We start from the raw sequence: 23148 nt of genomic DNA, 5'->3' as shown, positions 1-23148 counted from the left end.
AATGAGTCAGAATGTTTATCAATTTATCGACCTGCAGCGCGTTGATCCGCCAAAGAAACCGCTGAAGATCCGCAAAATTGAGTTTGTTGAAATTTACGAGCCGTTTTCCGAAGGCCAGGCCAAAGCGCAGGCTGACCGCTGCCTGTCGTGCGGCAACCCATACTGCGAGTGGAAATGTCCGGTACACAACTACATCCCGAACTGGCTGAAGCTCGCCAACGAGGGGCGTATTTTTGAAGCGGCGGAACTGTCGCACCAGACCAACACCCTGCCGGAAGTTTGCGGACGAGTCTGCCCGCAAGACCGTCTGTGCGAAGGTTCCTGCACTCTGAACGATGAGTTTGGCGCGGTGACCATCGGCAACATTGAGCGTTATATCAATGATAAAGCGTTCGAAATGGGCTGGCGTCCGGATATGTCCGGCGTGAAGCAAACCGGTAAAAAAGTGGCGATTATCGGCGCAGGCCCGGCAGGTCTGGCGTGTGCGGATGTCCTGACGCGTAACGGCGTAAAAGCCGTTGTCTTCGACCGTCATCCAGAAATTGGCGGGCTGCTGACCTTCGGTATTCCGGCCTTCAAGCTGGAAAAAGAGGTAATGACGCGTCGCCGTGAAATCTTCACCGGCATGGGTATTGAATTCAAACTCAATACCGAAGTGGGCCGCGACGTGCAGCTGGACGATCTGCTGAGTGATTACGATGCCGTCTTCCTTGGCGTCGGGACTTATCAGTCAATGCGCGGCGGGCTGGAAAACGAAGACGCCGATGGCGTGTACGCAGCGCTGCCGTTCCTTATCGCCAACACCAAACAGTTAATGGGCTTTGGTGAAACCCGCGACGAACCGTTCGTCAGCATGGAAGGCAAACGCGTGGTGGTCCTTGGCGGTGGCGACACTGCGATGGACTGCGTGCGTACGTCCGTGCGCCAGGGAGCGAAGCACGTTACCTGTGCCTATCGTCGTGATGAAGAGAACATGCCGGGTTCCCGCCGCGAAGTGAAAAACGCGCGGGAAGAAGGCGTAGAGTTCAAATTCAACGTCCAGCCACTGGGGATTGAAGTGAACGGTAACGGTAAAGTCAGCGGCGTAAAAATGGTACGTACCGAAATGGGCGAACCGGATGCCAAAGGCCGTCGCCGCGCGGAGATCGTTGCAGGTTCCGAACATATCGTTCCGGCAGATGCAGTGATCATGGCGTTTGGTTTCCGTCCACACAACATGGAATGGCTGGCAAAACACAGCGTCGAGCTGGATTCACAAGGCCGCATCATCGCCCCGGAAGGCAGCGACAACGCCTTCCAGACCAGCAACCCGAAAATCTTTGCTGGCGGCGATATCGTCCGTGGTTCCGATCTGGTGGTAACCGCTATTGCCGAAGGTCGTAAGGCGGCAGACGGTATTATGAACTGGCTGGAAGTTTAAGCTCTGTCCCAGCGCCGCCTCCTCAGAAAAGAGTCGGCGCTGAAATTCTCCTTTCTTTCTGGAAAGCGCCTCGCATAATCTGAAGAAAACCAATGTAATACGCTCATCTGGATTGTTACCGGTAGATGCCCGGCGTATAGCTGATTCCATTATTCAACGCAGCGCCATATAAAGGGACAGATAATGGAATCGCTCTCAGAGAGAACCTCAACAGGCTACCAGCAAATCCACGACGGTATTATTCATCTGGTCGATAGCGCCCGGACGGAAACGGTACGTAGCGTTAACGCGCTGATGACCGCGACATACTGGGAAATTGGCCGACGAATTGTCGAATTTGAACAAGGTGGCGAGGCCAGGGCTGCGTATGGTGCGCAGCTAATCAAGCGACTATCAAAGGATTTAAGTCTAAGGTATAAGCGTGGGTTCTCTGCAAAAAACTTACGCCAAATGAGGCTTTTTTACCTCTTTTTTCAACATGTTGAAATTCGCCAGACAGTGTCTGGCGAATTAACACCATTGGGAATTCCGCAGACACCATCTGCAGAATTCCCATCGGCAAAGATTTGGCAGACGCTGTCTGCCAAATCTTTCCCCCTGCCCTGGTCCACCTACGTCCGTTTACTTTCCGTTAAAAACGCTGACGCCCGCAGCTTTTATGAAAAAGAGACGCTCCGCTGTGGCTGGTCTGTTCGCCAGCTAGAACGGCAAATTGCGACCCAATTTTATGAGCGAACACTACTGTCACATGACAAATCAGCCATGCTGCAACAACACGCTCCTACCGAGACGCATATTCTTCCGCAACAGGCGATACGCGATCCCTTTGTGCTCGAATTTCTGGAATTGAAAGATGAATATTCAGAATCTGATTTCGAGGAGGCGCTGATCAACCACCTGATGGATTTCATGCTGGAACTTGGGGATGATTTTGCCTTTGTTGGTCGGCAGCGAAGATTACGCATTGATGACAACTGGTTTCGTGTCGATCTGCTGTTTTTCCACCGCCGTTTACGCTGCCTACTAATCGTCGATCTAAAAGTGGGCAAATTCAGCTATAGCGATGCCGGACAGATGAATATGTATCTCAACTACGCCAAAGAGCACTGGACGCTACCGGATGAAAATCCGCCCATCGGTCTGGTTCTCTGTGCAGAGAAAGGAGCCGGAGAAGCACATTATGCTCTGGCAGGTTTGCCTAACACCGTTCTGGCAAGCGAATATAAGATGCAACTACCTGATGAGAAACGACTCGCAGATGAACTCGTTCGAACACAGGCGGTGCTAGAGGAAGGCTATAGACGCCGTTAATTTCAGCGGTTTCGAATTCTGCAGACAGTGTCTGCAGAATCTTTAAAACGAACTAAGTTTTAAGCCATTAAATCAGCCTTAACCTTCACCACAACCTTTTTAATCTCTCCAGGCTCGCCGACAACGCATCCTGGTTTATGCGGTTCACCTGGCATAAACACGGCGAACATTCCCGGTTTTAAGATGATGGCTTGCTCGTTATCAATGGTGCTGCAAAGCTGATAATCATCCTCATGGTGGAACTCTTCACACTGGCGCGCAGTGCCTGCCATGCCAAACAGAATCCGTTCCTCACCGTTTAATAACAGTTGGATATCAATGTATTGCTCGTGCAATTCCGCTTTTTTCTCGACGGGCGATTGAGTGTTAAACGTCATGACATTCATAAAGATATTGTCGCCCTGTAATTCGTAACGACCCGGCGCTTTTTCTTGCGGTCTGGCAGCTAATGCCAGCGTTAACGCGTCCTGTAACGCAGGATGTAACCCAGCAGACGGTAATGACTGTACTTCACCCATCATCATAATTTTTCGCCCTGGGCCAACAGCGCAGCCCCAAGTAAACCTGCATCGTGGCGGTAGTGCGCCGCCAGTAAATCAACATGAAATGCCGCTGGCTCCTGCGCCAGATACGTTTCCACCAGCGCCAGATACCCTTCTGCCAGCCCAACGCTGCCACCGACCACCACGCACTGGCAATCAGTTGTGGCTTTAATATCAGCGATCAGCCTTGCAAGCGTACGTGCGGAGCGGTGAATCAGCTGCTGCGCCTGCTCGTCGCCCTGCCCGGCGCGTGTGAAAATAGTTCTCGCATCCGCGCCCGCCAGTTCACCCTGCGCTGCCGCCGCAATGCCGCGACCAGAAGCAATCGCCTCCACGCAACCTGTGCGTCCACAGCCACAGACCGGGCCGTGTGGATCGGCAAGCGTATGCCCGATATGCCCCGCCAGACCGCCAGGGCCGGTAAGCAGTTTGCCGCCGCTCACTACACCGCCGCCGACGCCAGTGGAAACGGTGATAAACACCATCTCGGTTACATCGCCTTCCAGCGCCTGATACTCCGCCCATGCTGCAGCCTGCGCGTCGTTAATGGCAATGGTCGGCAAATCGGTAAGTTGTTCCAGCGTTTTGACTAACGGAAAGTGTAGCAATCCACCAAGATTATGCGGATTCAGCGCCAGCAAGCTGCCGTCGCGAATAATCCCGGTTGAAGCGATGGCAACCCGCTGCGCATGAGCTTGCAACGGAGAGACTAATGCGGATAAGGCATCACGCAAGGCTTCTGGTGTCTGGCTGGCTGGCGTAGGAAGTTCACGACGATCGCGGATCTGCCCGTCAGCGCCAATCAGCGCGGCGGCAAGTTTAGTACCGCCGATATCAATCGCCAGCGTGGTCATAGCACCGCCTTTTTCATCGCTGTGTTGTACCACTGACAAATGTGTTCAAGACGCGTAATGGCAGAACCGACCGTCACCGCCCACGCGCCGTGGCGCATCGCATCTGCCGCCTGAGCAGGCGTGTTGTAACGCCCTTCGGCAATCACCCTACATCCGGCGTCGCTCAACGTTTTCACCAGCGCCAGATCCGGCTCTTCTGGCGTTTCAGGCGTGGTATAGCCAGAAAGCGTAGTGCCAATAATTTCGGCTCCCAGCTTTTGGCATGCCAGGCCGTCTTCCGGCGTTGAGCAGTCGGTCATCGCCAGTAAACCGTGATGGTGAATACGTGCCAGCAGCGTTTCAACAGGCACCGGACGCGGGCGGTCGGTGCCGTCAATGGCGATAATGTCCGCGCCCGCCTGCGCCAGCGCATCGACATCTTCAATATAGGCCGTGATGCGTACCGGAGAATCCTCCAGATCGCGTTTCACAATCCCGATAATTGGCACGCTCACCACCGCACGCGTGGCTTGCAGATTTGCCACACCTTCAATGCGAATGGCAACCGCGCCCGCCTGCTCTGCCGCTAATGCCATGGCGGCGACGATTTCGGGTTTATCGAGCGGACTGTCCGGAACCGGCTGGCAGGAGACAATCAGGCCACCGTTAGCAGCGATTTTTTGATCCAGTTGTGCAAGTAACGACATACATCTTCCCTTAGCGAAAGGCCCGGTACATAGACCGGGCAACAGGATTAACTTTTGGTTTTGACTAAATCGTTTTTGGCGCTGCCAAATGGCACGGCACCGCTAAATGGTTTGCCGTCGATAGCGTCATGAGTACGCAATGCTTCCGGGCGCAGCCAACGCTGAACGCGGGAAGGCATATCCAGACCAATCAGCAGGATCACCACGAACGTCAGACTGAACGAGAGCGATGCCAGCGCAGTACCCAGATCCAGACGTTGAGCGATCAACGCGCCGATGATTGGGGCCAGTGCGCCGCCCAATGCGCCAACGTTGTAGGTAAAGCCCAGGCCCGCTGCACGCTGGTCGGTATCGAAATAACCGCCAATCAGTTTCGGTAAGATCCCGGCGATCCCTTGTCCAAGCATTTGCTGGAAGAACAGTAACAGACCGAGCACCCAGACGTTTGCGCCGCCAATCGCAAATACCGGAATAATCAGCAGCTGCGAGGCCAGCAGGCTACAAACGTACGCTTTGCGGGTTCCCAGCCAGTCACCGAGGAAGCCACCTACGCAGCATCCCACGGCCGCGCCAAAGCCACTAAAGAACAGCACATTGGCGACAGTATGCGGGTTATAAGCCAGATCGGTTTTCAGATACGTTGGCAGCAGCGCCTGAATCGGCCATGAGTAGAGGAAAGCAAACAACACGACCACCATCAGCATTACGCCCGTTGGCCAGCGTTTACCCGTACTTTGCACCATAAAGCTGATAAAGATTGCGGCGCATAACAGCCCGAGAACAGCGACGATTGCAGCATTTTGCAGGTTACCGGCGAAGCAGAACCACAGCGCAGTAGCCGCCGCCAGTGTCATTACGATATTGGCAATGCGATGTTCACCACGGTAGAGAATATCCACCATTGTGCGTACTGGTGCTTTACCTGCGTGTTTCTCTTTCCAGTCTTCCGCTTCCGGGATGTTTTTACGCAGCCAGAGAGCAAAGATGATTGGCAAAATGCCGATAAAGAACAGCGCACGCCAACCCCAGACCGGAACCACCAGGCTATAGACCTGAGCGGCAACGACGGCCCCCACAGAGAAGCCTGAAATCAAAAAACCACTGGCTTTGTTACGCAGATGTTTTGGCCAGCTTTCAATGACATAGGTGGCGCTGGAACCGTATTCACCCGCCATCCCCATGCCGATGACCAGACGAGCGATAAACATGGTGATGTAGCCTGGCGCAAAGCCGCAGGCCAGCGTCCCGGCCGAGAAGAGAACGATGCTGGTGACCATTGCCAGACGACGCCCGTAGCGGTCACCCATAGCGCCGAGCATCAGGCCGCCGAACCAGCGAGAGATAAAGGCTGCGGAGATCAGACTTGCCGCCTGCACCGTCGTCAGCCCGAATTCACCCTGTACTTCGGTGAGTACCAGGGCGATTAAAACGAAATCAAAACCGTCAAGCAGATATCCCAACCAGGCAGCGGAAAATGCCCGCCATTGTGCACGATTGAGATGGCGATACCACGGGATATTCTGGGTTGTAGTACTCATTGTGAGTCTCCCGCGGTGGGCGATGCCCACACGCTTTGGTATGAAAATTGTAGGGTACAGATGCGTTTATTTCCCCTCACCCGGTAGGGGCGAGCGAGGGGAAACAACTCACCCGCGCTCTTGCATCAACTGCTGGGCCAGCGCCTTCAGTTCTGGCAGATATTTTTCATCTACCGGACCAAACGGTTTGCGGCACAGCGGCACAGAAACGACATCCATATAATGCAGGACAGTTTTCAGGCCGCGGAATACGCCCGTTTTGATCAGTAAATCAATGACTTTATTACATTCGGTTTGCAGCTTCTGCGCGGTCTGGATATCGCCTTCTTTCAGCGCCTTCACAATCCCCTGATAACGCCAGCCCATGATGTTGTAGGTACTACCGATACCACCATCAGCGCCCGCCAGAAGACCAGAGGCGAAGATTTCGTCGTAACCGTTATAGAGCACCAGATCAGGATGTTCACGACGGATCTGCTCCATCTGATAGAGATCGCCAGAGGTCTGTTTCAGCGCACCTACGCCAGGCAACGTAACAAGTGTGTTGATCTGATCCAGGGTCAGTTTTACCCCACTCAGGGCTGGAATGTTGTACACCACCATCGGCAAACCATCCGCCGAATCAATAATTGCCCGATAGTGATCGCAGTGTTCTTCAAAGCTGAAAGGATAGTAGAACGGCGTGACGGCGGAGACGGCATCGAAGCCATAACGTTTAGCCGATGCCGCAAGTTGTTGGCTTTCGGCGGTGCTGACGCAACCGACGTGGGCGATGAGTTTAATCTGACCTTTCGCCTCTTCGGCGACGATTTCCAGTACCTGTTCACGCTCGGAAAGGCTTTGTACAAAGGCCTCGCCGGTCGAACCACCCACGTATAAACCGTCGATGCCCTGCTGAATATTGAACTGAACCAGGCGACGCAGACTCGCTTTATCCAGTGCTTGTTGTTGGTCAAAAGGAGTCAGGAGTGCAGCCATTACGCCACGTAAATTCGTTGCCATAAATACCTCTGAAGTGATGCTTGTCTGATAAACGATATACCTTTATACCTGTTATACCAGATCAATTAAGCAACACCCCATACAGAAAGCTTATAATGCGATCTGCTTCACTAAAGTGGCATTATTTCTTTTTGTTGGTGGTCTGACCGAAGGCGTGCCAGGTAGCAGAGACGCTGTTGAGATGCGATTGCAACGCACGATCGGCTTCGTCAGGATCGTGGCGGCGGATCGCGTCAACGATCGCAATATGCTGTTGATAGCTAACGTTGTTATGCTCGTGCAGAGCCTGATCAGCCACGGTTGGACGTGCGGCGATTAGCCAGTCGAGCAGGGCAACGTGGATCGCCATGAAGATTGGGTTACCTGGGATCTCCGCCAGCACGCGGTGGAAATCAACGTCTGAACGAATGAATGCCGCGTTGTTATCCAGCGACTGACTGTTGATTTCCAGTGCTTTTGCCAGCAAATCGATTTGCTCATCGGTGGCGTGTTCAGCCGCATAGCGCACCAGGCTGGATTCAAAGAACAGACGTAATTGTTCGAAATGGGCAATCCCACCAGGATGAGAAAGGAAATCTTTCGCCATGCCGGAAAGCTCACCGATGATAGTGTCCGCAGAAGGACGCGAGACGCGAGCGCGTTCGCCGTTGTTTATTTGCACCAGACCTTTGCGTTTTAACGCTGCCAGCGCTTCGCGCACAGAAGGACGCCCGACGTTAAAGAACGCCATCAGTTCGCGTTCAGACGGTAATTGTTCACCTTCGCCAAATTCACGACGGCGGATCATCTGTTCCAGCTCTTCTTCCACCATTTCGGAGAGTTTTTTACGCGCCAGCGGGCGGCTACGCAAGTTGCGACCAATTGCAGGTGAAGAATCTTCGGTTTGCGAATCAAATGCGTTCATAAGGCCCATTCTGTAAGGTCAGTGTGATTAACATCATCAGTGACATCCTATCACAGGATTGAAAGTAGGGGAAAATGGCAGGTTTTTCTCTTTGTGCCTCATCATTACCATAATTAACGGAATAATTAACTATTGCGAAAAATTAATGTAACGCAGATAAAAACATCCCGTTTGAATTATTCATAAGACTATTCACGAGCATTATGAATATTATGAATGTGTTCTTACAAAATAATCATAAGCGCATATTTTTTAATGAAAAACCACCTCACCTACAATTAAAAACACGACATCCGCACCATAAATAGACTTGCAAAAAATATAACATCATTGTTTTCAATCTGCCGTTTATGGGATTGACCGTTTTCTTTTGACACGGAGTTCAACAATGTTCGGCATAATTATATCTGTCATCGTATTAATTACGATGGGCTATTTGATCCTGAAAAACTACAAACCTCAGGTGGTGCTGGCTGCCGCAGGTATCTTCCTGATGATGTGCGGTGTCTGGTTAGGGTTCGGTGGTGTACTCGATCCCGCCAAAAGCAGCGGCTACTTGATCGTCGATATTTATAATGAAATCCTGCGCATGCTGTCCAACCGCATTGCCGGATTGGGGCTGTCGATTATGGCGGTGGGCGGTTATGCCCGCTACATGGAGCGCACAGGAGCCAGTCGCGCGATGGTGAGCTTGCTAAGCCGCCCGTTAAAACTCATTCGCTCGCCGTATATTATTCTGTCGGCAACTTACGTCATCGGCCAAATCATGGCGCAGTTTATTACCAGCGCCTCCGGCCTGGGTATGTTGCTGATGGTCACCTTATTTCCGACGCTGGTGAGTCTGGGAGTAAGTCGCCTCTCTGCGGTGGCGGTTATCGCAACCACGATGTCCATTGAGTGGGGGATTCTGGAAACGAACTCCATTTTTGCAGCCCAGGTCGCGGGAATGAAAATTGCCACTTACTTCTTCCACTACCAGCTTCCGGTCGCCTCTTGCGTCATTATCTCGGTGGCGATCTCCCACTTTTTCGTGCAACGCGCTTTTGACAAAAAAGATAAAAATATCAATCACGAACAGGCAGAGCTAAAAGCTCTCGATAATGTCCCGCCGCTCTATTACGCCATTTTACCTGTGATGCCGTTAATCTTGATGCTCGGCTCGCTGTTCCTCGCCCACATCGGGCTGATGCAGTCAGAACTGCATCTGGTGGTGGTGATGTTACTGAGTTTGACGGTGACGATGTTTGTTGAGTTCTTCCGCAAGCATAACTTGCGCGAAACAATGGACGATGTGCAGGCGTTTTTTGACGGCATGGGTACGCAGTTTGCCAACGTGGTAACGCTGGTGGTCGCGGGTGAAATATTTGCGAAAGGCTTAACGACGATTGGCACTGTTGATGCGGTTATCAGGGGTGCGGAGCATTCTGGTCTGGGCGGTATTGGCGTGATGATTATTATGGCGCTAGTCATTGCCATTTGTGCCATTGTGATGGGCTCTGGCAATGCGCCGTTTATGTCATTTGCCAGTCTTATTCCGAATATCGCAGCCGGACTACATGTACCAGCGGTTGTAATGATTATGCCGATGCATTTTGCCACGACGCTAGCGCGCGCGGTTTCGCCGATTACTGCGGTGGTGGTCGTTACGTCAGGAATTGCAGGCGTTTCGCCTTTTGCGGTGGTGAAGCGAACAGCGATCCCCATGGCAGTCGGTTTCGTGGTGAATATGATTGCCACAATCACGCTATTTTATTAAGCCATTAAAAGACAAAACAGGCCACCAGGGCCTGTTTTTGTATTACTTCACAACGCGTAATGCCGGTCGACCACCGCGTGGTGGCTGCGGAGGTTCATCGTCAGGATGAGTGTCATCATCGTGATCTGGCTTGTCGCCATCAATAACCGACATAACGGTTTCGTTGTCTGCCGATGCCTCTTCATCATTCATGATGCTGGTATCTTCATCGTAGGCAGCTTCAGGCTCAAACATCGTGCCTGCGCCATTTTCACGGGCGTAGATAGCCAGCACGGCAGCCAGCGGCACAGAAACCTGACGCGGAATGCCGCCAAAGCGCGCGTTAAAGCGTACCTCATCATTCGCCAGTTCCAGATTGCCGACAGCACGCGGCGCAATGTTGAGTACGATTTGCCCGTCACGCGCATATTCCATAGGAACCTGCACGCCAGGGAGCGTCACATCCACCACCAAGTGCGGCGTGAGCTGGTTATCCAGCAACCACTCATAGAATGCACGCAGCAGATAGGGACGACGTGGTGTTAGCTGTGACAAATCCATACAGATTAACTCCGGCCCAGACGCATTTCACGTTCTGCTTCAGTTAAAGAAGCAAGGAAAGAGTCACGCTCAAAGACGCGGGTCATATAGCCTTTCAGCTCTTTCGCACCCGGGCCGCTGAACTCGATGCCCAGTTGCGGCAGACGCCACAGCAGCGGAGCAAGATAGCAATCGACCAGGCTGAACTCATCGCTCAGGAAGTACGGCTTCTGACCGAAGACCGGCGCAATCGCCAGCAGTTCTTCGCGCAGTTGCTTACGTGCGGCATCTGCTTCAGAAGCTGAACCGTTGATGATGGTGTTCATCAGCGTGTACCAGTCTTTTTCGATGCGATGCATGTACAGACGGCTTTCACCGCGAGCTACCGGGTAAACAGGCATCAGTGGCGGATGCGGGAAACGCTCATCCAGATATTCCATAATGATGCGAGATTCCCACAGGGTCAGCTCACGATCCACCAGGGTCGGAACGCTCTGATTCGGGTTGAGGTCAATCAGATCCTGAGGCGGATTGTCCTTTTCCACGTGTTCGATCTCGAAACTTACACCTTTCTCAGCCAGCACAATGCGGACCTGATGGCTATAGATGTCAGTAGGACCGGAAAACAGCGTCATTACCGAACGTTTGTTGGCAGCGACAGCCATGAAAACCTCCAGGTATAGTCAGAATTTTTACTGCTACCAGCCACCAGGTGGCCAGTCAGAAGTTGTGTTACCCAGTAAGGAACGACTCTCTTTGTTCGAAAATCAAACAAAAAATGAGCAATACCCGACATTTGGGCAGAAAATTGGATGATAGTTTACCAGATTTTGCGACCTTTGTGGTGAGTCGATGCCGGAAATGGGGAAAAAGAGATGCGCTTTAGTCTGAAATAGTTGACTTAGTCCCTTATTGGCGATGTGGTTTTTGTTTTGCCTGTCTGTCAGACGGTAGCAAAAAGCAACTTTCCAATTTTTACGCTGATTCAGAATTTAACCATAAAAAAACCCGCCGAAGCGGGTTTTTTCGCAAATTGTTTTCTGCCGGAGCAGAAGCCAATTAACGTTTGGAGAACTGCGGACGACGACGTGCTTTACGCAGACCGACTTTCTTACGTTCAACCTGACGAGCGTCACGAGTAACGAAGCCAGCTTTACGCAGTTCAGAACGCAGGGACTCGTCGTATTCCATCAGAGCGCGGGTGATACCGTGACGGATCGCACCAGCCTGACCAGAGATACCACCACCTTTAACGGTGATGTACAGGTCCAGTTTCTCAACCATGTCGACCAGTTCCAGCGGCTGACGAACTACCATGCGAGCAGTTTCACGACCGAAGTACTGTTCCAGAGAACGTTGGTTGATTACGATTTTACCGTTGCCCGGTTTGATGAAAACGCGAGCTGCGGAACTTTTGCGGCGACCAGTGCCGTAGTATTGATTTTCAGCCATTGCCTATAATCCCGATTAGATGTCAAGAACTTGCGGTTGCTGTGCCGCGTGGTTGTGCTCGTTACCCGCGTAAACTTTCAGTTTACGGAACATAGCACGACCCAGCGGGCCTTTTGGCAACATGCCTTTAACCGCGATTTCAATCACACGCTCAGGACGGCGAGCAATCATCTCTTCAAAGGTCGCTTGTTTGATACCACCGATGTGGCCGGTGTGGTGATAGTACACTTTGTCAGTACGCTTGTTGCCGGTTACAGCAACTTTGTCAGCGTTCAGAACGATGATGTAATCACCGGTATCTACGTGCGGAGTGTATTCCGCTTTGTGCTTACCGCGCAGGCGACGAGCCAGTTCAGTAGCCAGACGGCCCAGAGTTTTACCGGTCGCGTCAACAACATACCAGTCGCGTTTTACGGTTTCTGGTTTAGCTGTAAAAGTTTTCATTAAAAGCTTACCCAATAAATAGTTACACGTTGGTGAACACCCAAACGTCTTCAATTGTTGAGGTTCACACGACAAAGTCCGGCAAACCTACCCCTTCGAATAGCCTATGCCAGCACACAAAAAGTTTTGGGAAAAAAACTTTCTTGTAACGTGGGGTCGCAGGATTATAGAGAAGTCGGGGTCAAAGATCGACCCCTTTTTGTGATTTGTGACAGGTTTTAACCCGCCAAATGCTCGCGCTTCAGATACTCTTCGCTTTGCATCTCTTGCAGACGTGACAGGCAACGCTGGAACTCAAACTTCAGCCGATCGCCCTGATAAATTTCATACAGCGGCACTTCTGCACTCACCACTAATTTGACATGGCGCTCGTAAAACTCATCCACCAGCGCAATAAAGCGCCGCGCTTCGCTCTCCATCAACCGCGTCATAACTGGTACATCAAACAACATGACCGTATGAAAGAGACGTGAGAGCGCAATATAGTCATGCTGACTGCGGGCGTCGACGCACAGCGTAGTAAAAGAGACCGCCAGCGTCTGGTTCTCGACGCCCATTGTCGCCAATGGCCGATGGTTGATTTCTAACGTCGGTGAATTTTCTCGTTTCGCCCCCGCCAGCGCCAACCATAGTTTATCCATCTGCGCCCGGGTTTCATCGTTGAGTGGCGAAAGCCACAGATGCGCCTGAGTGAGTGTACGCAGTCGATAATCAACACCAGCGTCCACGTTCATTACATCACAATGCTGTTTAATGGCATCGATTGCAGGCAGAAAACGCGCACGTTGCAGGCCATTTCGATAAAGTTCATCCGGCGGAATATTTGACGTCGCTACCAGGGTAATGCCGCGGGCGAACAGGGCTTTCATCAGACCGCCAAGTAGCATGGCGTCGGTAATATCAGAAACAAAAAATTCGTCAAAACAGAGCACGTCAGTTTCGGCTTTAAAGCGATCGGCAATAATTTCCAGCGGATCGGTCTGCCCCTGTAAGGCAGTTAGCTCTTCATGCACCCGCAGCATAAAACGGTGAAAGTGCAGGCGCTGTTTCCGCTCTCCCGGCAGGCTTTGATAGAAAAGGTCCATCAGCCAGGTTTTCCCGCGTCCTACACCGCCCCACATATATAAGCCACGCACTGGCGTATGCTTTGTGTCTTCGCGTTTACCCCACAGCTTACCGACCCGCGCCATTAGCCCACTCGTCCTGGGGGCTGGTGGCGTGCTATTGATGAGTTCCTGATAAATAATTTCCAGGCGGCTGACGGCCTCTTTTTGAACGTCGTCGGGTTGATGGCTGCCTTCATTGAGCGCCTTCAGGTATTGCGATGTTGGGGTAACGCTTTGCATGATCTTATTGTTATTCCTTGAATAATCGGTGCGCCGTTGTTCACGGTTGACGAAAAAAAGGCCGTTCTACACTACGCGATATGCAGTCGGGATTCCACTTCTGTGGAATTAACGGTTATAGTGGCATAATCAGCCGCAGGCATGGAGCCTGAAGCCAACACCCTACGGAAACAAAAGACAACGGGAGATGTTCATGACCTGGGAATATGCGCTAATTGGGTTAGTCGTCGGCATCATTATTGGTGCTGTGGCCATGCGTTTTGGTAATCGTAAACTACGCCAGCAACAGGCGTTGCAGTACGAACTGGAAAAGAATAAAGCTGAACTGGACGAGTATCGCGAAGAGCTGGTTAGCCACTTTGCCCGCAGCGCGGAATTACTGGATACCATGGCGCACGACTATCGCCAGCTGTATCAGCACATGGCGAAAAGCTCCAGCAGCCTGCTGCCGGAACTGTCTGCAGAAGCAAACCCGTTCCGTAATCGTCTGGCAGAGTCTGAAGCCAGCAACGATCAGGCACCGGTGCAGATGCCTCGCGACTATTCTGAAGGCGCATCCGGCCTGCTGCGTACTGGCGCGAAGCGCGACTAATTTATTTTTCGGGCGCAGCCATTGCGCCCTCCTCTTCTCTCCCTCCCCGACTATCATTTAATCTGGTGTCTCATTGTTAGCCGTCTGAAAATTCAATAACATCAAACTGTTTTGAATCTCTTTTCTTATCATTCAGGTACGAGAGCAGGAATAATGAAAAAACAAACCCAGCTGTTGAGTGCATTAGCGTTAAGTGTCGGGTTAACTCTCTCGGCGTCATTTCAGGCCGTCGCGTCGATTCCAGGCCAGGTTGCCGATCAGGCCCCTCTCCCCAGTCTGGCTCCAATGCTGGAAAAAGTGCTTCCGGCAGTGGTGAGCGTACGGGTGGAAGGAACGGCCAGTCAGGGACAGAAAATCCCGGAAGAATTCAAAAAGTTTTTTGGTGATGATTTACCGGATCAACCTGCACAACCCTTCGAAGGTTTAGGCTCCGGTGTCATCATCAACGCCAGTAAAGGCTATGTGCTGACCAACAACCATGTGATTAATCAGGCACAGAAAATCAGTATTCAGCTCAATGATGGGCGCGAGTTTGATGCAAAACTGATTGGTAGCGATGACCAGAGCGATATCGCCCTGTTACAAATTCAAAACCCGAGCAAATTAACGCAAATCGCTATTGCCGACTCCGATAAATTGCGCGTCGGTGATTTTGCCGTAGCGGTCGGTAACCCATTTGGCCTTGGGCAAACCGCCACCTCTGGCATTGTTTCCGCATTAGGCCGCAGCGGGTTGAATCTTGAAGGTCTGGAAAACTTTATCCAGACAGATGCTTCCATTAACCGCGGTAACTCCGGCGGTGCACTATTAAACCTTAACGGTGAGTTAATTGGCATCAACACTGCAATCCTTGCGCCTGGCGGCGGGAGCGTCGGGATTGGATTTGCCATCCCCAGTAATATGGCGCGAACACTGGCGCAGCAGCTTATCGACTTTGGTGAAATCAAACGCGGTTTGTTAGGCATCAAAGGCACCGAGATGAGTGCCGATATCGCCAAAGCCTTCAACCTTGACGTGCAGCGTGGCGCGTTTGTCAGCGAAGTGTTGCCAGGTTCTGGCTCGGCAAAAGCGGGCGTCAAAGCGGGCGATATTATTACCAGCCTCAACGGCAAACCGCTGAATAGCTTTGCTGAGTTGCGCTCTCGTATCGCGACCACCGAGCCGGGCACGAAAGTGAAGCTTGGCCTGCTGCGTAACGGCAAACCACTGGAAGTAGAAGTGACGCTCGATACCAGCACCTCTTCGTCGGCCAGCGCTGAAATGATCACGCCAGCGCTGGAAGGTGCAACGTTGAGCGATGGTCAGCTAAAAGATGGCGGCAAAGGTATTAAAATCGATGAAGTTGTCAAAGGAAGCCCAGCTGCTCAGGCTGGCTTGCAAAAAGACGATGTGATCATTGGCGTCAACCGCGATCGGGTGAACTCGATTGCTGAAATGCGTAAAGTGCTGGCGGCAAAACCGGCCATCATCGCCCTGCAAATTGTACGCGGCAATGAAAGCATCTATCTGCTGATGCGTTAATGTCGTAAACCGGGCATCAGGCTTACGTGTGATGTCCGGTTAACTCGTGGTATGCTGCTGCCGTTCCCTTTTTTAATGACGCCTCCATCATGTTTGTGAAGCTCTTACGTTCCGTTGCGATTGGATTAATTGTCGGCGCTATTCTGCTGGTTGCCATGCCTTCGCTGCGCAGCCTTAACCCGCTTTCCACTCCGCAATTTGACAGTACCGATGAGACGCCTGCCAGCTATAATCTGGCGGTTCGCCGCGCCGCGCCAGCGGTGGTTAACGTTTACAACCGTGGTTTGAACACCAACTCTCACAACCAGCTTGAGATCCGCACCCTGGGATCCGGTGTAATCATGGATCAACGCGGTTATATCATCACCAATAAACACGTAATCAACGACGCCGATCAGATCATCGTCGCCTTACAGGATGGACGTGTATTTGAAGCATTGCTGGTGGGATCTGACTCTCTAACCGATCTGGCGGTACTTAAAATTAATGCCACTGGCGGTTTACCTACCATTCCGATCAATGCACGTCGCGTACCGCACATTGGCGACGTGGTACTGGCGATCGGTAACCCGTACAACCTCGGGCAGACCATTACCCAGGGGATTATTAGTGCTACGGGTCGAATCGGTCTGAACCCGACCGGGCGGCAAAACTTCCTGCAAACCGATGCTTCCATTAACCACGGTAACTCTGGCGGCGCGCTGGTGAACTCGCTGGGAGAACTGATGGGCATTAACACGCTGTCGTTTGATAAGAGTAACGATGGCGAAACGCCGGAAGGTATCGGCTTTGCGATTCCTTTCCAGTTAGCAACCAAAATTATGGATAAGCTGATCCGCGATGGTCGCGTGATCCGCGGCTACATTGGTATCGGCGGACGCGAGATCGCACCACTGCACGCGCAGGGCGGTGGTATAGATCAACTGCAAGGGATCGTGGTTAATGAAGTGTCACCTGACGGCCCGGCGGCGAATGCGGGTATTCAGGTCAACGATCTGATTATTTCGGTGGATAACAAACCGGCCATCTCTGCTCTGGAGACGATGGATCAGGTGGCAGAAATTCGCCCTGGTTCGGTGATCCCGGTTGTAGTGATGCGTGATGATAAGCAGTTAACGCTGCAGGTCACCATTCAGGAATATCCGGCAACCAATTAAGTCGAGTGCTCAAAACAAAAAACCGGAGTCTGTGCTCCGGTTTTTTATTATTCGCTAATTAATTACTTATTAACGAACTCTTCGCCCAGGGCGATATCTTTCTTCAGCGTATCCAGCATACCTTCCAGTGCGCTCTGTTCAAATGCGCTCAGGGTACCGATAGATTTACGCTCTTCCACGCCGTTTTTACCCAGCAGCAGCGGTTGAGAGAAGAAACGTGCGTACTGACCGTCGCCTTCAACATAGGCACATTCGACAACGCCTTGTTCGCCCTGCAGTGCGCGTACCAGAGACAGACCAAAACGTGCAGCTGCCTGGCCCATAGACAGGGTTGCAGACCCGCCACCGGCTTTCGCTTCAACCACTTCAGTACCTGCGTTCTGGATACGTTTGGTCAGATCAGCCACTTCCTGCTCGGTAAAACTAACGCCAGGAACCTGTGACAGCAGCGGCAGAATGGTAACACCAGAGTGACCGCCAATAACCGGCACTTCAACTTCGCCTGGCTGTTTGCCTTTCAGTTCCGCAACAAAGGTGTTGGAACGAATGATATCCAGCGTGGTAACGCCGAACAGTTTGTTTTTGTCATAAACACCGGCTTTTTTCAGCACTTCAGCAGCAATCGCAACTGTGGTGTTAACCGGGTTAGTGATAATACCAATGCACGCTTTCGGGCAGGTTTTCGAAACTTGCTGTACCAGGTTTTTCACGATGCCGGCGTTAACGTTAAACAGGTCGGAACGATCCATACCCGGTTTACGCGCTACACCTGCAGAGATAAGAACGACATCTGCGCCTTCCAGCGCCGGAGTCGCATCTTCACCAGAAAAACCTTTGATTTTCACAGCAGTAGGGATATGGCTCAGATCGACAGCCACACCGGGAGTCACTGGAGCGATATCATACAGAGAGAGTTCTGAACCTGAAGGCAGTTGGGTTTTTAACAGTAGTGCAAGCGCCTGGCCAATACCGCCAGCAGCGCCGAGGACTGCGACTTTCATCCTAAACTCCTTATTATATTGATAAACTAAGATATGTTGCTCCGCTGCCGCGACCTTAATCCACAAAATTGCCGTTTACAATGACCACATCTCAAGAATGTGTAGTCACGCAAGTTTAGCGTTTATGCATTTAATTGCCGTAATCAGGAACCTAACTTACGTAATTAACAGTCGCTTATGCATTAGCGCAACATTCCAACAGGTGGTGACAATATACCCTACCGTTCAGCCAAAACAACATCAATTTGATAACAATTAATTTACTTTTAAGCAGAATTTGCATGCCGTGACGCAGGCATGTTTCTCAATAACGAAATTTGATAAAATCCCGCTCTTTCATAACATTATTTCAGCCTTCTTCAGGGCTGACTGTTTGCATAAAAATTCATCTGTATGCACAATAATGTTGTATCAACCACCATATCGGGTGACTTATGCGAAGCTCGGCTAAGCAAGAAGAACTAGTTAAAGCATTTAAAGCATTACTTAAAGAAGAGAAATTTAGCTCCCAGGGCGAAATCGTCGCCGCGTTGCAGGAGCAAGGCTTTGACAATATTAATCAGTCTAAAGTCTCGCGGATGTTGACCAAGTTTGGTGCTGTACGTACACGCAATGCCAAAATGGAAATGGTTTACTGCCTGCCAGCTGAACTGGGTGTACCAACCACCTCCAGTCCATTGAAGAATCTGGTGCTGGATATCGACTACAACGATGCAGTTGTCGTGATTCATACCAGCCCTGGCGCGGCGCAGTTAATTGCTCGCCTGCTGGACTCACTGGGCAAAGCAGAAGGTATTCTGGGCACCATCGCTGGCGATGACACCATCTTTACCACCCCTGCTAACGGTTTCACCGTCAAAGACCTGTACGAAGCGATTTTAGAGCTGTTCGACCAGGAGCTTTAATCTCTGCCCCGTCGTTTCTGACGGCGGGGAAAATGTTGCTTATCCCTCTCAATCCCCTGCTTTCCCCTGCGATTCATTTAACGAATAGTGCGTTTTACCGCGACATATCATTCACACAATGAATACATACGGTAAAAAAAGCACATTATGCAAAATTCATTATCTGATTGAAAAAACTGGTATTTATAATAAATAACCGTGTTTTTAATACTTTTTTGTTATTAAAATTCACATTTTTAACACTTAGTATCAACTGAAACAGTTAGCGTGGTATTAATTAGTTCAATAATTAGTGTATACTTGATTTTGTGATATGGGTCACGAAACAAAGGCCCAGCTAAAAGATTATGTCGAGGTAAAAATCATGAAAATCAAAACCACTGTTGCTGCATTAAGCGTACTTTCTGTTCTCTCTTTCGGTGCATTCGCTGCCGACTCCATTGATGCTGCACAAGCACAAAATCGTGAAGCAATCGGGACCGTATCCGTAAGTGGTGTGGCGTCTTCGCCAATGGATATGCGTGAAATGCTGAACAAAAAAGCGGAAGAGAAAGGCGCAACGGCCTACCAGATTACTGAAGCTCGTAGCGGTGACACCTGGCACGCTACGGCTGAACTGTACAAATAAACCCTCATCGTCTTGTCCGACGATATTGCCCCCGGTTCGGGGGCTTTTTTTTGCGCTAATGACGAACATTAAAACGCAAATGCCCTTCCAGCTCTTCCTCTGCCTCATCAAACAGCAATATTAACGCGCCAAAACGGCGACGCGTTTTCTCTCCCAGATGAACAAATTCAATCTCAAGTGGTAGCGGCAGGACATCGTTCATTAACACATCCCATAGTGAGTCGAGATCGCGTACCTTATCTTTCGCCAGACCAAAGGTTTGGCTAAAGTCACGATAAAAATCCTCCTGACTCTCAATCTCATCAAAATCAAAGGTATAAATATTCATCTGTTGCCACCGTCACGTTTCGCGGCGAGTTCTGCCGTGCATCGCTAAGTATAGCCATGAAAAAACCGACGCTTTTGGCGTCGGTTTTGACTTAACTATCGGTCAACGCATGTTGATACTTATGGAGCATCCCCGCCAGCCGATGAACCGGTTCCGTCACCTGCGGTGGAGCTTGCCAGATGCGTAGCTTTTCCTGGTAGATTTCCAGTTCTTCCAGCAACTGACCAAAGTACCGACGACGTTTATCATCGCTACGGGCAGATATCACATGGTCTGCTGTGCGGCGCATTTGTCGGTGAAACGCCGATAAATCCTCGTTAACCGGGATCGGCGCATCACGCAGGCGCTGGTGGGCGATAATCATCGTCAGCGCCAGGCGAAATTTCGGCAAATCCCCTGGGAACTTATTCATCAGCAAAAACAGCTGCTGATAAAGTGCCGGGAGGTGGTTCTCTTTACGACGTGCCACATTGGTAGTCATCGCGGAAACAGCGGCAGAAACAAACTGATTAAGCAGTACACGTCCAGTCCTGTCGCGCGATTTATCCCGCACCAGCAAAATAACGGTGAACGCGAGCACACAGCCGACGATTTGCCCTAATGCGCTGTCGAGAAACTGACTGAAATGGAAAGTCATCGGGTTATCCAGCACGATAATATTTATGGTGCTGGCCAGTGCCCCCATCGAGCCCAGTCGCCGTTTCTGTACTTCTATACCGAGGAAGAATCCCAGCACTGCCAGGCTAATGCACAGCAGCAACATGCTCTGATGGGTATTAGGGATAATCACCAAAAAGTAGAGCAGCCCTAACGGCAGCGCGGCCAGCGTCCCGTAGATAAAGTCGATCGCCACCATGCGTGGATTCGGCAAACGCATTGCCAGTGACGTCACGACCGCAATCATCACCATTGCACCACTACCGGAAGTCCAGCCCGTCCACAGCCAGAAAAGCGTTCCCAGAATGCAGGAAAGTGTGGTTCGCCAGAAGTTAACCATTGCATGATGACGTTCGGCTGACTCTACTTTTACTTCCGGTTCGCCTTGCAGGATCTCTTCTTCGGTGGCGTTGATTTTTGTGTTACTGATAACGCCGCGCTTGAGAAGCTGATAACGCGTTGCCGCCGCGACCCAGCTATAAATGGTGACAGGCGTTTCCCGTTCCCCGGTCCAGGCGATAACTCTTCGCAGGCGTTTGAGCTGCTTGTGGACGTCCTGCGCGGTTTCTACCGGTGTGTCAAAAAATTCGCGGAAAGTATCAGTGATCAATTCCGGGCGCGTATTCTGAATAAGATAAGTTTCGCAGGATTGGGTAATCAGCGTCAGCGATAGCGTATTGATCGCTTTTAAACGTCGATTGGCCCGCGCCCAGCGGGAAGATTCCATATTCAGGTTGCTGCGCATACCTTGTAGCGCCGTGGTGCGTCGAACCAGGTCGCCCCAGGCTTTATCGACAACTTCACCATCGCCATGCTTGATACAGAGTTGCATTAATTGATATTGCGCGACCAGCAAACTTTCCAGCTCTCGATCCACTTCTTGTTTGATCGATCGCGGAGAAAAGAGCAAATCCGCCATAATTGCACACACAATACCGATAACGATCTCGCTACAACGTTCGACGGCAAACTGCGGCGTAAGCAATGGTTCAGGCTGAATGGTGATCACAATGATCAGCGCGGTATAACCGGCCAGCCCCCACGCATACGAGTTTTCTATTCGTACCAGCGAGGATATCCAGGTACAAAAACCGGCCCAGATACAGCACACCAGAATCATCAATAATGGTGCGCGGATCATCGCAATGATGATCACCAGTCCGGCAATACAGCCAATAAATGTGCCGATGATGCGCAAAAAGCCACGATAGCGAATAGCGCCAGAATACGGTTCACCTCCCGCAGCAAAGGCCGGACCGGCAGCAACAATCGCCGCTGTCAGTACCGCCCAGCGTGGCGTTTCCAGCTGGAAGTGAAAGCCAACAAACAGCGCCAGTACAATGGCGGTCGCCAGTTTTACCGCAAAGCGAATATGTTGGTTAGCAATGGAGAAAATACCCATCGTGATTAACCAAACTCACGCAGGCGATGGGCCATTTTACGGAAGAACGAATCCTGGCTTTCGTCGCGATCTTGTTTGCCAGTGACCACCACTGTAGCAGTGGTGCCCGCAGGCCAGATGTTCTCTTGCTGGTTGTCGAGACGAATACGAACCGGAACACGTTGCGCCAAACGCACCCATTCAAGGTTAGAGTCGATGGTCGCCATCCCTTTGTCGTCACGCGTGCTGCTGGCGTTGGTGACCCCAGCGGCAACACTATCAACAGTCCCTTTCAGCACTTTGTTACTGCCAAGCGGCGTGATCTCTGCACGATACCCAGGGCGCACCCCTTCCAGCTTAGTTTCTTCCATATAGGCCAGTACATAGAAAGAGTTCTGTTTCACCAGCGCAACCGCCGTTGATCCACGAGTAATAAACTCACCGGTATAGACGTTGAGGTTGGTCACCCAGCCATCCGCTGGCGCGCGGATCACCGTGCGTTCAAGATCCAGTTTTGCCAGATCGCGGGTCGCCTGCGCTTTCGCTAACTGATGCAGAACCGTTTGTAGTACGTTGTTGGCCTGGTCGATCTCTTCGCGAGACATCGCCTGCACACCGAGACGATTACGACGTCCGGCCTCCTGGCGTTTCTCCTGTGCCAGTACCTGATAATAAGCAACATCGGCTTGCGCTTCCTCAAGCGCCTTTTGATAGCGCGGCTGGTCGATGGTGAACAGTACCTGTCCTTTTTTCACCAGCTGGTTATCATGAACATTCACCTGGGTAATGAGTCCAGAAACGTCCGGCGCGATCGCAACGACATCAGCGCTAAAGCGCGCGTCACGCGTCCACGGGGATTCGGTGTAATAGACCCAGGCATTAAAAATTGCGATGAAGGCCAGAATGACTAATACGACCGTGATGGCCGTACGGGAGAATTTTCTTATTAGTGTTTTCACTTCAACCTCAAACGAACAGTCGCGATATCAAATAAAACAAGCAGCAATAGAGCGCGGTGTTGAACAACGCCGGATGCCAGACAAAGTCGTAGATACCTGTTGGCACAAGTACCCGGCGCACCAGCCAGAAAATCGCCAGTGATAAAAGCAATTCAAAAAATATCGGTGGGAAGGACAGCCCAAACACCACGATAACGGGAAACAGACTCATGTCGACCTTGGTTGTATAGAGAGAGCAGGCGTTA

The 23148-nt window shown here is 51.3% G+C and carries 24 protein-coding genes; 8 read left to right on the top strand and 16 right to left on the bottom strand.

The features are described from left to right. Position 1 precedes the first annotated feature (1 nt). Both gltD and QZF50_RS00255 read left to right on the top strand, forming a co-directional pair. A complete protein-coding gene (gene gltD, locus QZF50_RS00260; protein WP_000081674.1) occupies positions 2 to 1420 on the top strand; it encodes a glutamate synthase subunit GltD in 1419 nt (472 codons plus the stop codon). Between the two features lie 183 nt (positions 1421 to 1603). Next, positions 1604 to 2731, top strand: coding sequence for a PDDEXK nuclease domain-containing protein (locus QZF50_RS00255; protein WP_000445144.1), 1128 nt, complete (start codon positions 1604 to 1606; stop codon positions 2729 to 2731). Between the two features lie 59 nt (positions 2732 to 2790). Here the strand turns inward: QZF50_RS00255 and nanQ are convergent, their stop codons facing one another. From nanQ to nanR, 6 genes are all read right to left on the bottom strand, one after another. Further along, positions 2791 to 3255, bottom strand: coding sequence for an N-acetylneuraminate anomerase (nanQ, locus tag QZF50_RS00250; RefSeq protein ID WP_000979882.1), 465 nt, complete (start codon positions 3253 to 3255; stop codon positions 2791 to 2793). Then, positions 3252 to 4127: an N-acetylmannosamine kinase gene (gene nanK / locus QZF50_RS00245; protein WP_000209003.1), complete on the bottom strand. Its 876-nt coding sequence runs from the start codon at positions 4125 to 4127 to the stop codon at positions 3252 to 3254. The genes nanQ and nanK overlap by 4 nt, the downstream gene beginning before the upstream one ends. After that, positions 4124 to 4813, bottom strand: a complete 690-nt coding sequence (locus tag QZF50_RS00240) for an N-acetylmannosamine-6-phosphate 2-epimerase (RefSeq protein ID WP_000054239.1) — start codon at positions 4811 to 4813, stop codon at positions 4124 to 4126. Before QZF50_RS00240 ends, nanK begins: the two co-directional genes overlap by 4 nt. A gap of 47 nt (positions 4814 to 4860) precedes the next feature. Then, positions 4861 to 6351, bottom strand: coding sequence for a sialic acid transporter NanT (gene nanT / locus QZF50_RS00235; protein WP_000108459.1), 1491 nt, complete (start codon positions 6349 to 6351; stop codon positions 4861 to 4863). A gap of 108 nt (positions 6352 to 6459) precedes the next feature. After that, on the bottom strand, positions 6460 to 7353 hold the full coding sequence (gene nanA, locus QZF50_RS00230) for an N-acetylneuraminate lyase (RefSeq protein WP_000224721.1): 894 nt from the start codon (positions 7351 to 7353) through the stop codon (positions 6460 to 6462). A 121-nt stretch (positions 7354 to 7474) separates the two neighbouring features. After that, positions 7475 to 8266, bottom strand: coding sequence for a transcriptional regulator NanR (nanR, locus tag QZF50_RS00225; RefSeq protein ID WP_000523844.1), 792 nt, complete (start codon positions 8264 to 8266; stop codon positions 7475 to 7477). Positions 8267 to 8645: 379 nt separating this feature from the next. On the opposite strand from nanR, the gene dcuC reads away from it, so the two are divergent. Beyond that, positions 8646 to 10013, top strand: a complete 1368-nt coding sequence (gene dcuC, locus QZF50_RS00220) for an anaerobic C4-dicarboxylate transporter DcuC (RefSeq protein WP_000467002.1) — start codon at positions 8646 to 8648, stop codon at positions 10011 to 10013. Between the two features lie 42 nt (positions 10014 to 10055). Here dcuC and sspB read toward each other — a convergent pair whose 3' ends face one another. The 5 genes from sspB to zapE form a co-directional block, all read right to left on the bottom strand. Further along, positions 10056 to 10553 carry a ClpXP protease specificity-enhancing factor gene (sspB, locus tag QZF50_RS00215; protein ID WP_000366129.1) on the bottom strand — a complete coding sequence of 166 codons (498 nt, stop codon included), beginning with the start codon at positions 10551 to 10553 and terminating at the stop codon, positions 10056 to 10058. Between the two features lie 5 nt (positions 10554 to 10558). After that, positions 10559 to 11197: a stringent starvation protein SspA gene (sspA, locus tag QZF50_RS00210; protein ID WP_000257293.1), complete on the bottom strand. Its 639-nt coding sequence runs from the start codon at positions 11195 to 11197 to the stop codon at positions 10559 to 10561. 394 nt (positions 11198 to 11591) lie between these two features. Continuing rightward, positions 11592 to 11984, bottom strand: a complete 393-nt coding sequence (gene rpsI / locus QZF50_RS00205; protein ID WP_000829818.1) for a 30S ribosomal protein S9 — start codon at positions 11982 to 11984, stop codon at positions 11592 to 11594. 15 nt (positions 11985 to 11999) lie between these two features. Then, a complete protein-coding gene (rplM, locus tag QZF50_RS00200) occupies positions 12000 to 12428 on the bottom strand; it encodes a 50S ribosomal protein L13 (RefSeq protein ID WP_000847559.1) in 429 nt (142 codons plus the stop codon). Between the two features lie 218 nt (positions 12429 to 12646). Then, positions 12647 to 13774: a cell division protein ZapE gene (gene zapE / locus QZF50_RS00195; RefSeq protein ID WP_001192340.1), complete on the bottom strand. Its 1128-nt coding sequence runs from the start codon at positions 13772 to 13774 to the stop codon at positions 12647 to 12649. 193 nt (positions 13775 to 13967) lie between these two features. On the opposite strand from zapE, the gene zapG reads away from it, so the two are divergent. The 3 genes from zapG to degS all read left to right on the top strand — a co-directional run bounded on the left by zapG (position 13968) and on the right by degS (position 17044). Next, positions 13968 to 14366, top strand: a complete 399-nt coding sequence (gene zapG / locus QZF50_RS00190; RefSeq protein ID WP_001295270.1) for a Z-ring associated protein ZapG — start codon at positions 13968 to 13970, stop codon at positions 14364 to 14366. A gap of 153 nt (positions 14367 to 14519) precedes the next feature. Beyond that, positions 14520 to 15887 (top strand): serine endoprotease DegQ, encoded by a 1368-nt coding sequence (gene degQ / locus QZF50_RS00185; RefSeq protein ID WP_001295271.1) that lies wholly within the window; start codon positions 14520 to 14522, stop codon positions 15885 to 15887. 89 nt (positions 15888 to 15976) lie between these two features. Next, positions 15977 to 17044 (top strand): outer membrane-stress sensor serine endopeptidase DegS, encoded by a 1068-nt coding sequence (gene degS / locus QZF50_RS00180; RefSeq protein ID WP_000497723.1) that lies wholly within the window; start codon positions 15977 to 15979, stop codon positions 17042 to 17044. 62 nt (positions 17045 to 17106) lie between these two features. Here the strand turns inward: degS and mdh are convergent, their stop codons facing one another. Then, positions 17107 to 18045, bottom strand: coding sequence for a malate dehydrogenase (mdh, locus tag QZF50_RS00175; RefSeq protein WP_001297453.1), 939 nt, complete (start codon positions 18043 to 18045; stop codon positions 17107 to 17109). Between the two features lie 434 nt (positions 18046 to 18479). Here mdh and argR point away from each other — a divergent pair, with 434 nt between their 5' ends. Together argR and yhcN are read left to right on the top strand one after the other, a co-directional pair. Continuing rightward, on the top strand, positions 18480 to 18950 hold the full coding sequence (gene argR / locus QZF50_RS00170; protein WP_001257846.1) for a transcriptional regulator ArgR: 471 nt from the start codon (positions 18480 to 18482) through the stop codon (positions 18948 to 18950). A 364-nt stretch (positions 18951 to 19314) separates the two neighbouring features. Then, a complete protein-coding gene (gene yhcN / locus QZF50_RS00165; RefSeq protein ID WP_000695690.1) occupies positions 19315 to 19578 on the top strand; it encodes a peroxide/acid stress response protein YhcN in 264 nt (87 codons plus the stop codon). A 55-nt stretch (positions 19579 to 19633) separates the two neighbouring features. On the opposite strand, the gene QZF50_RS00160 is transcribed toward yhcN, so the two are convergent. The 4 genes from QZF50_RS00160 to aaeX all read right to left on the bottom strand — a co-directional run bounded on the left by QZF50_RS00160 (position 19634) and on the right by aaeX (position 23114). Continuing rightward, complete coding sequence (locus QZF50_RS00160) at positions 19634 to 19906, bottom strand: barstar family protein (protein ID WP_001029013.1); 273 nt, start codon at positions 19904 to 19906, stop codon at positions 19634 to 19636. Between the two features lie 91 nt (positions 19907 to 19997). Further along, complete coding sequence (gene aaeB / locus QZF50_RS00155; RefSeq protein WP_290388807.1) at positions 19998 to 21965, bottom strand: p-hydroxybenzoic acid efflux pump subunit AaeB; 1968 nt, start codon at positions 21963 to 21965, stop codon at positions 19998 to 20000. Positions 21966 to 21970: 5 nt separating this feature from the next. Continuing rightward, complete coding sequence (gene aaeA, locus QZF50_RS00150; protein WP_000854033.1) at positions 21971 to 22903, bottom strand: p-hydroxybenzoic acid efflux pump subunit AaeA; 933 nt, start codon at positions 22901 to 22903, stop codon at positions 21971 to 21973. A gap of 7 nt (positions 22904 to 22910) precedes the next feature. Further along, positions 22911 to 23114: a p-hydroxybenzoic acid efflux pump operon protein AaeX gene (aaeX, locus tag QZF50_RS00145; RefSeq protein ID WP_000051841.1), complete on the bottom strand. Its 204-nt coding sequence runs from the start codon at positions 23112 to 23114 to the stop codon at positions 22911 to 22913. Between the last annotated feature and the right edge of the window lie 34 nt (positions 23115 to 23148).

Origin of the sequence: uncultured Escherichia sp. (genome assembly GCF_948475835.1) — a bacterium.
Taxonomy (GTDB): domain Bacteria; phylum Pseudomonadota; class Gammaproteobacteria; order Enterobacterales; family Enterobacteriaceae; genus ECMA0423.
This window is presented reverse-complemented; position numbering and strand designations above follow the sequence as displayed.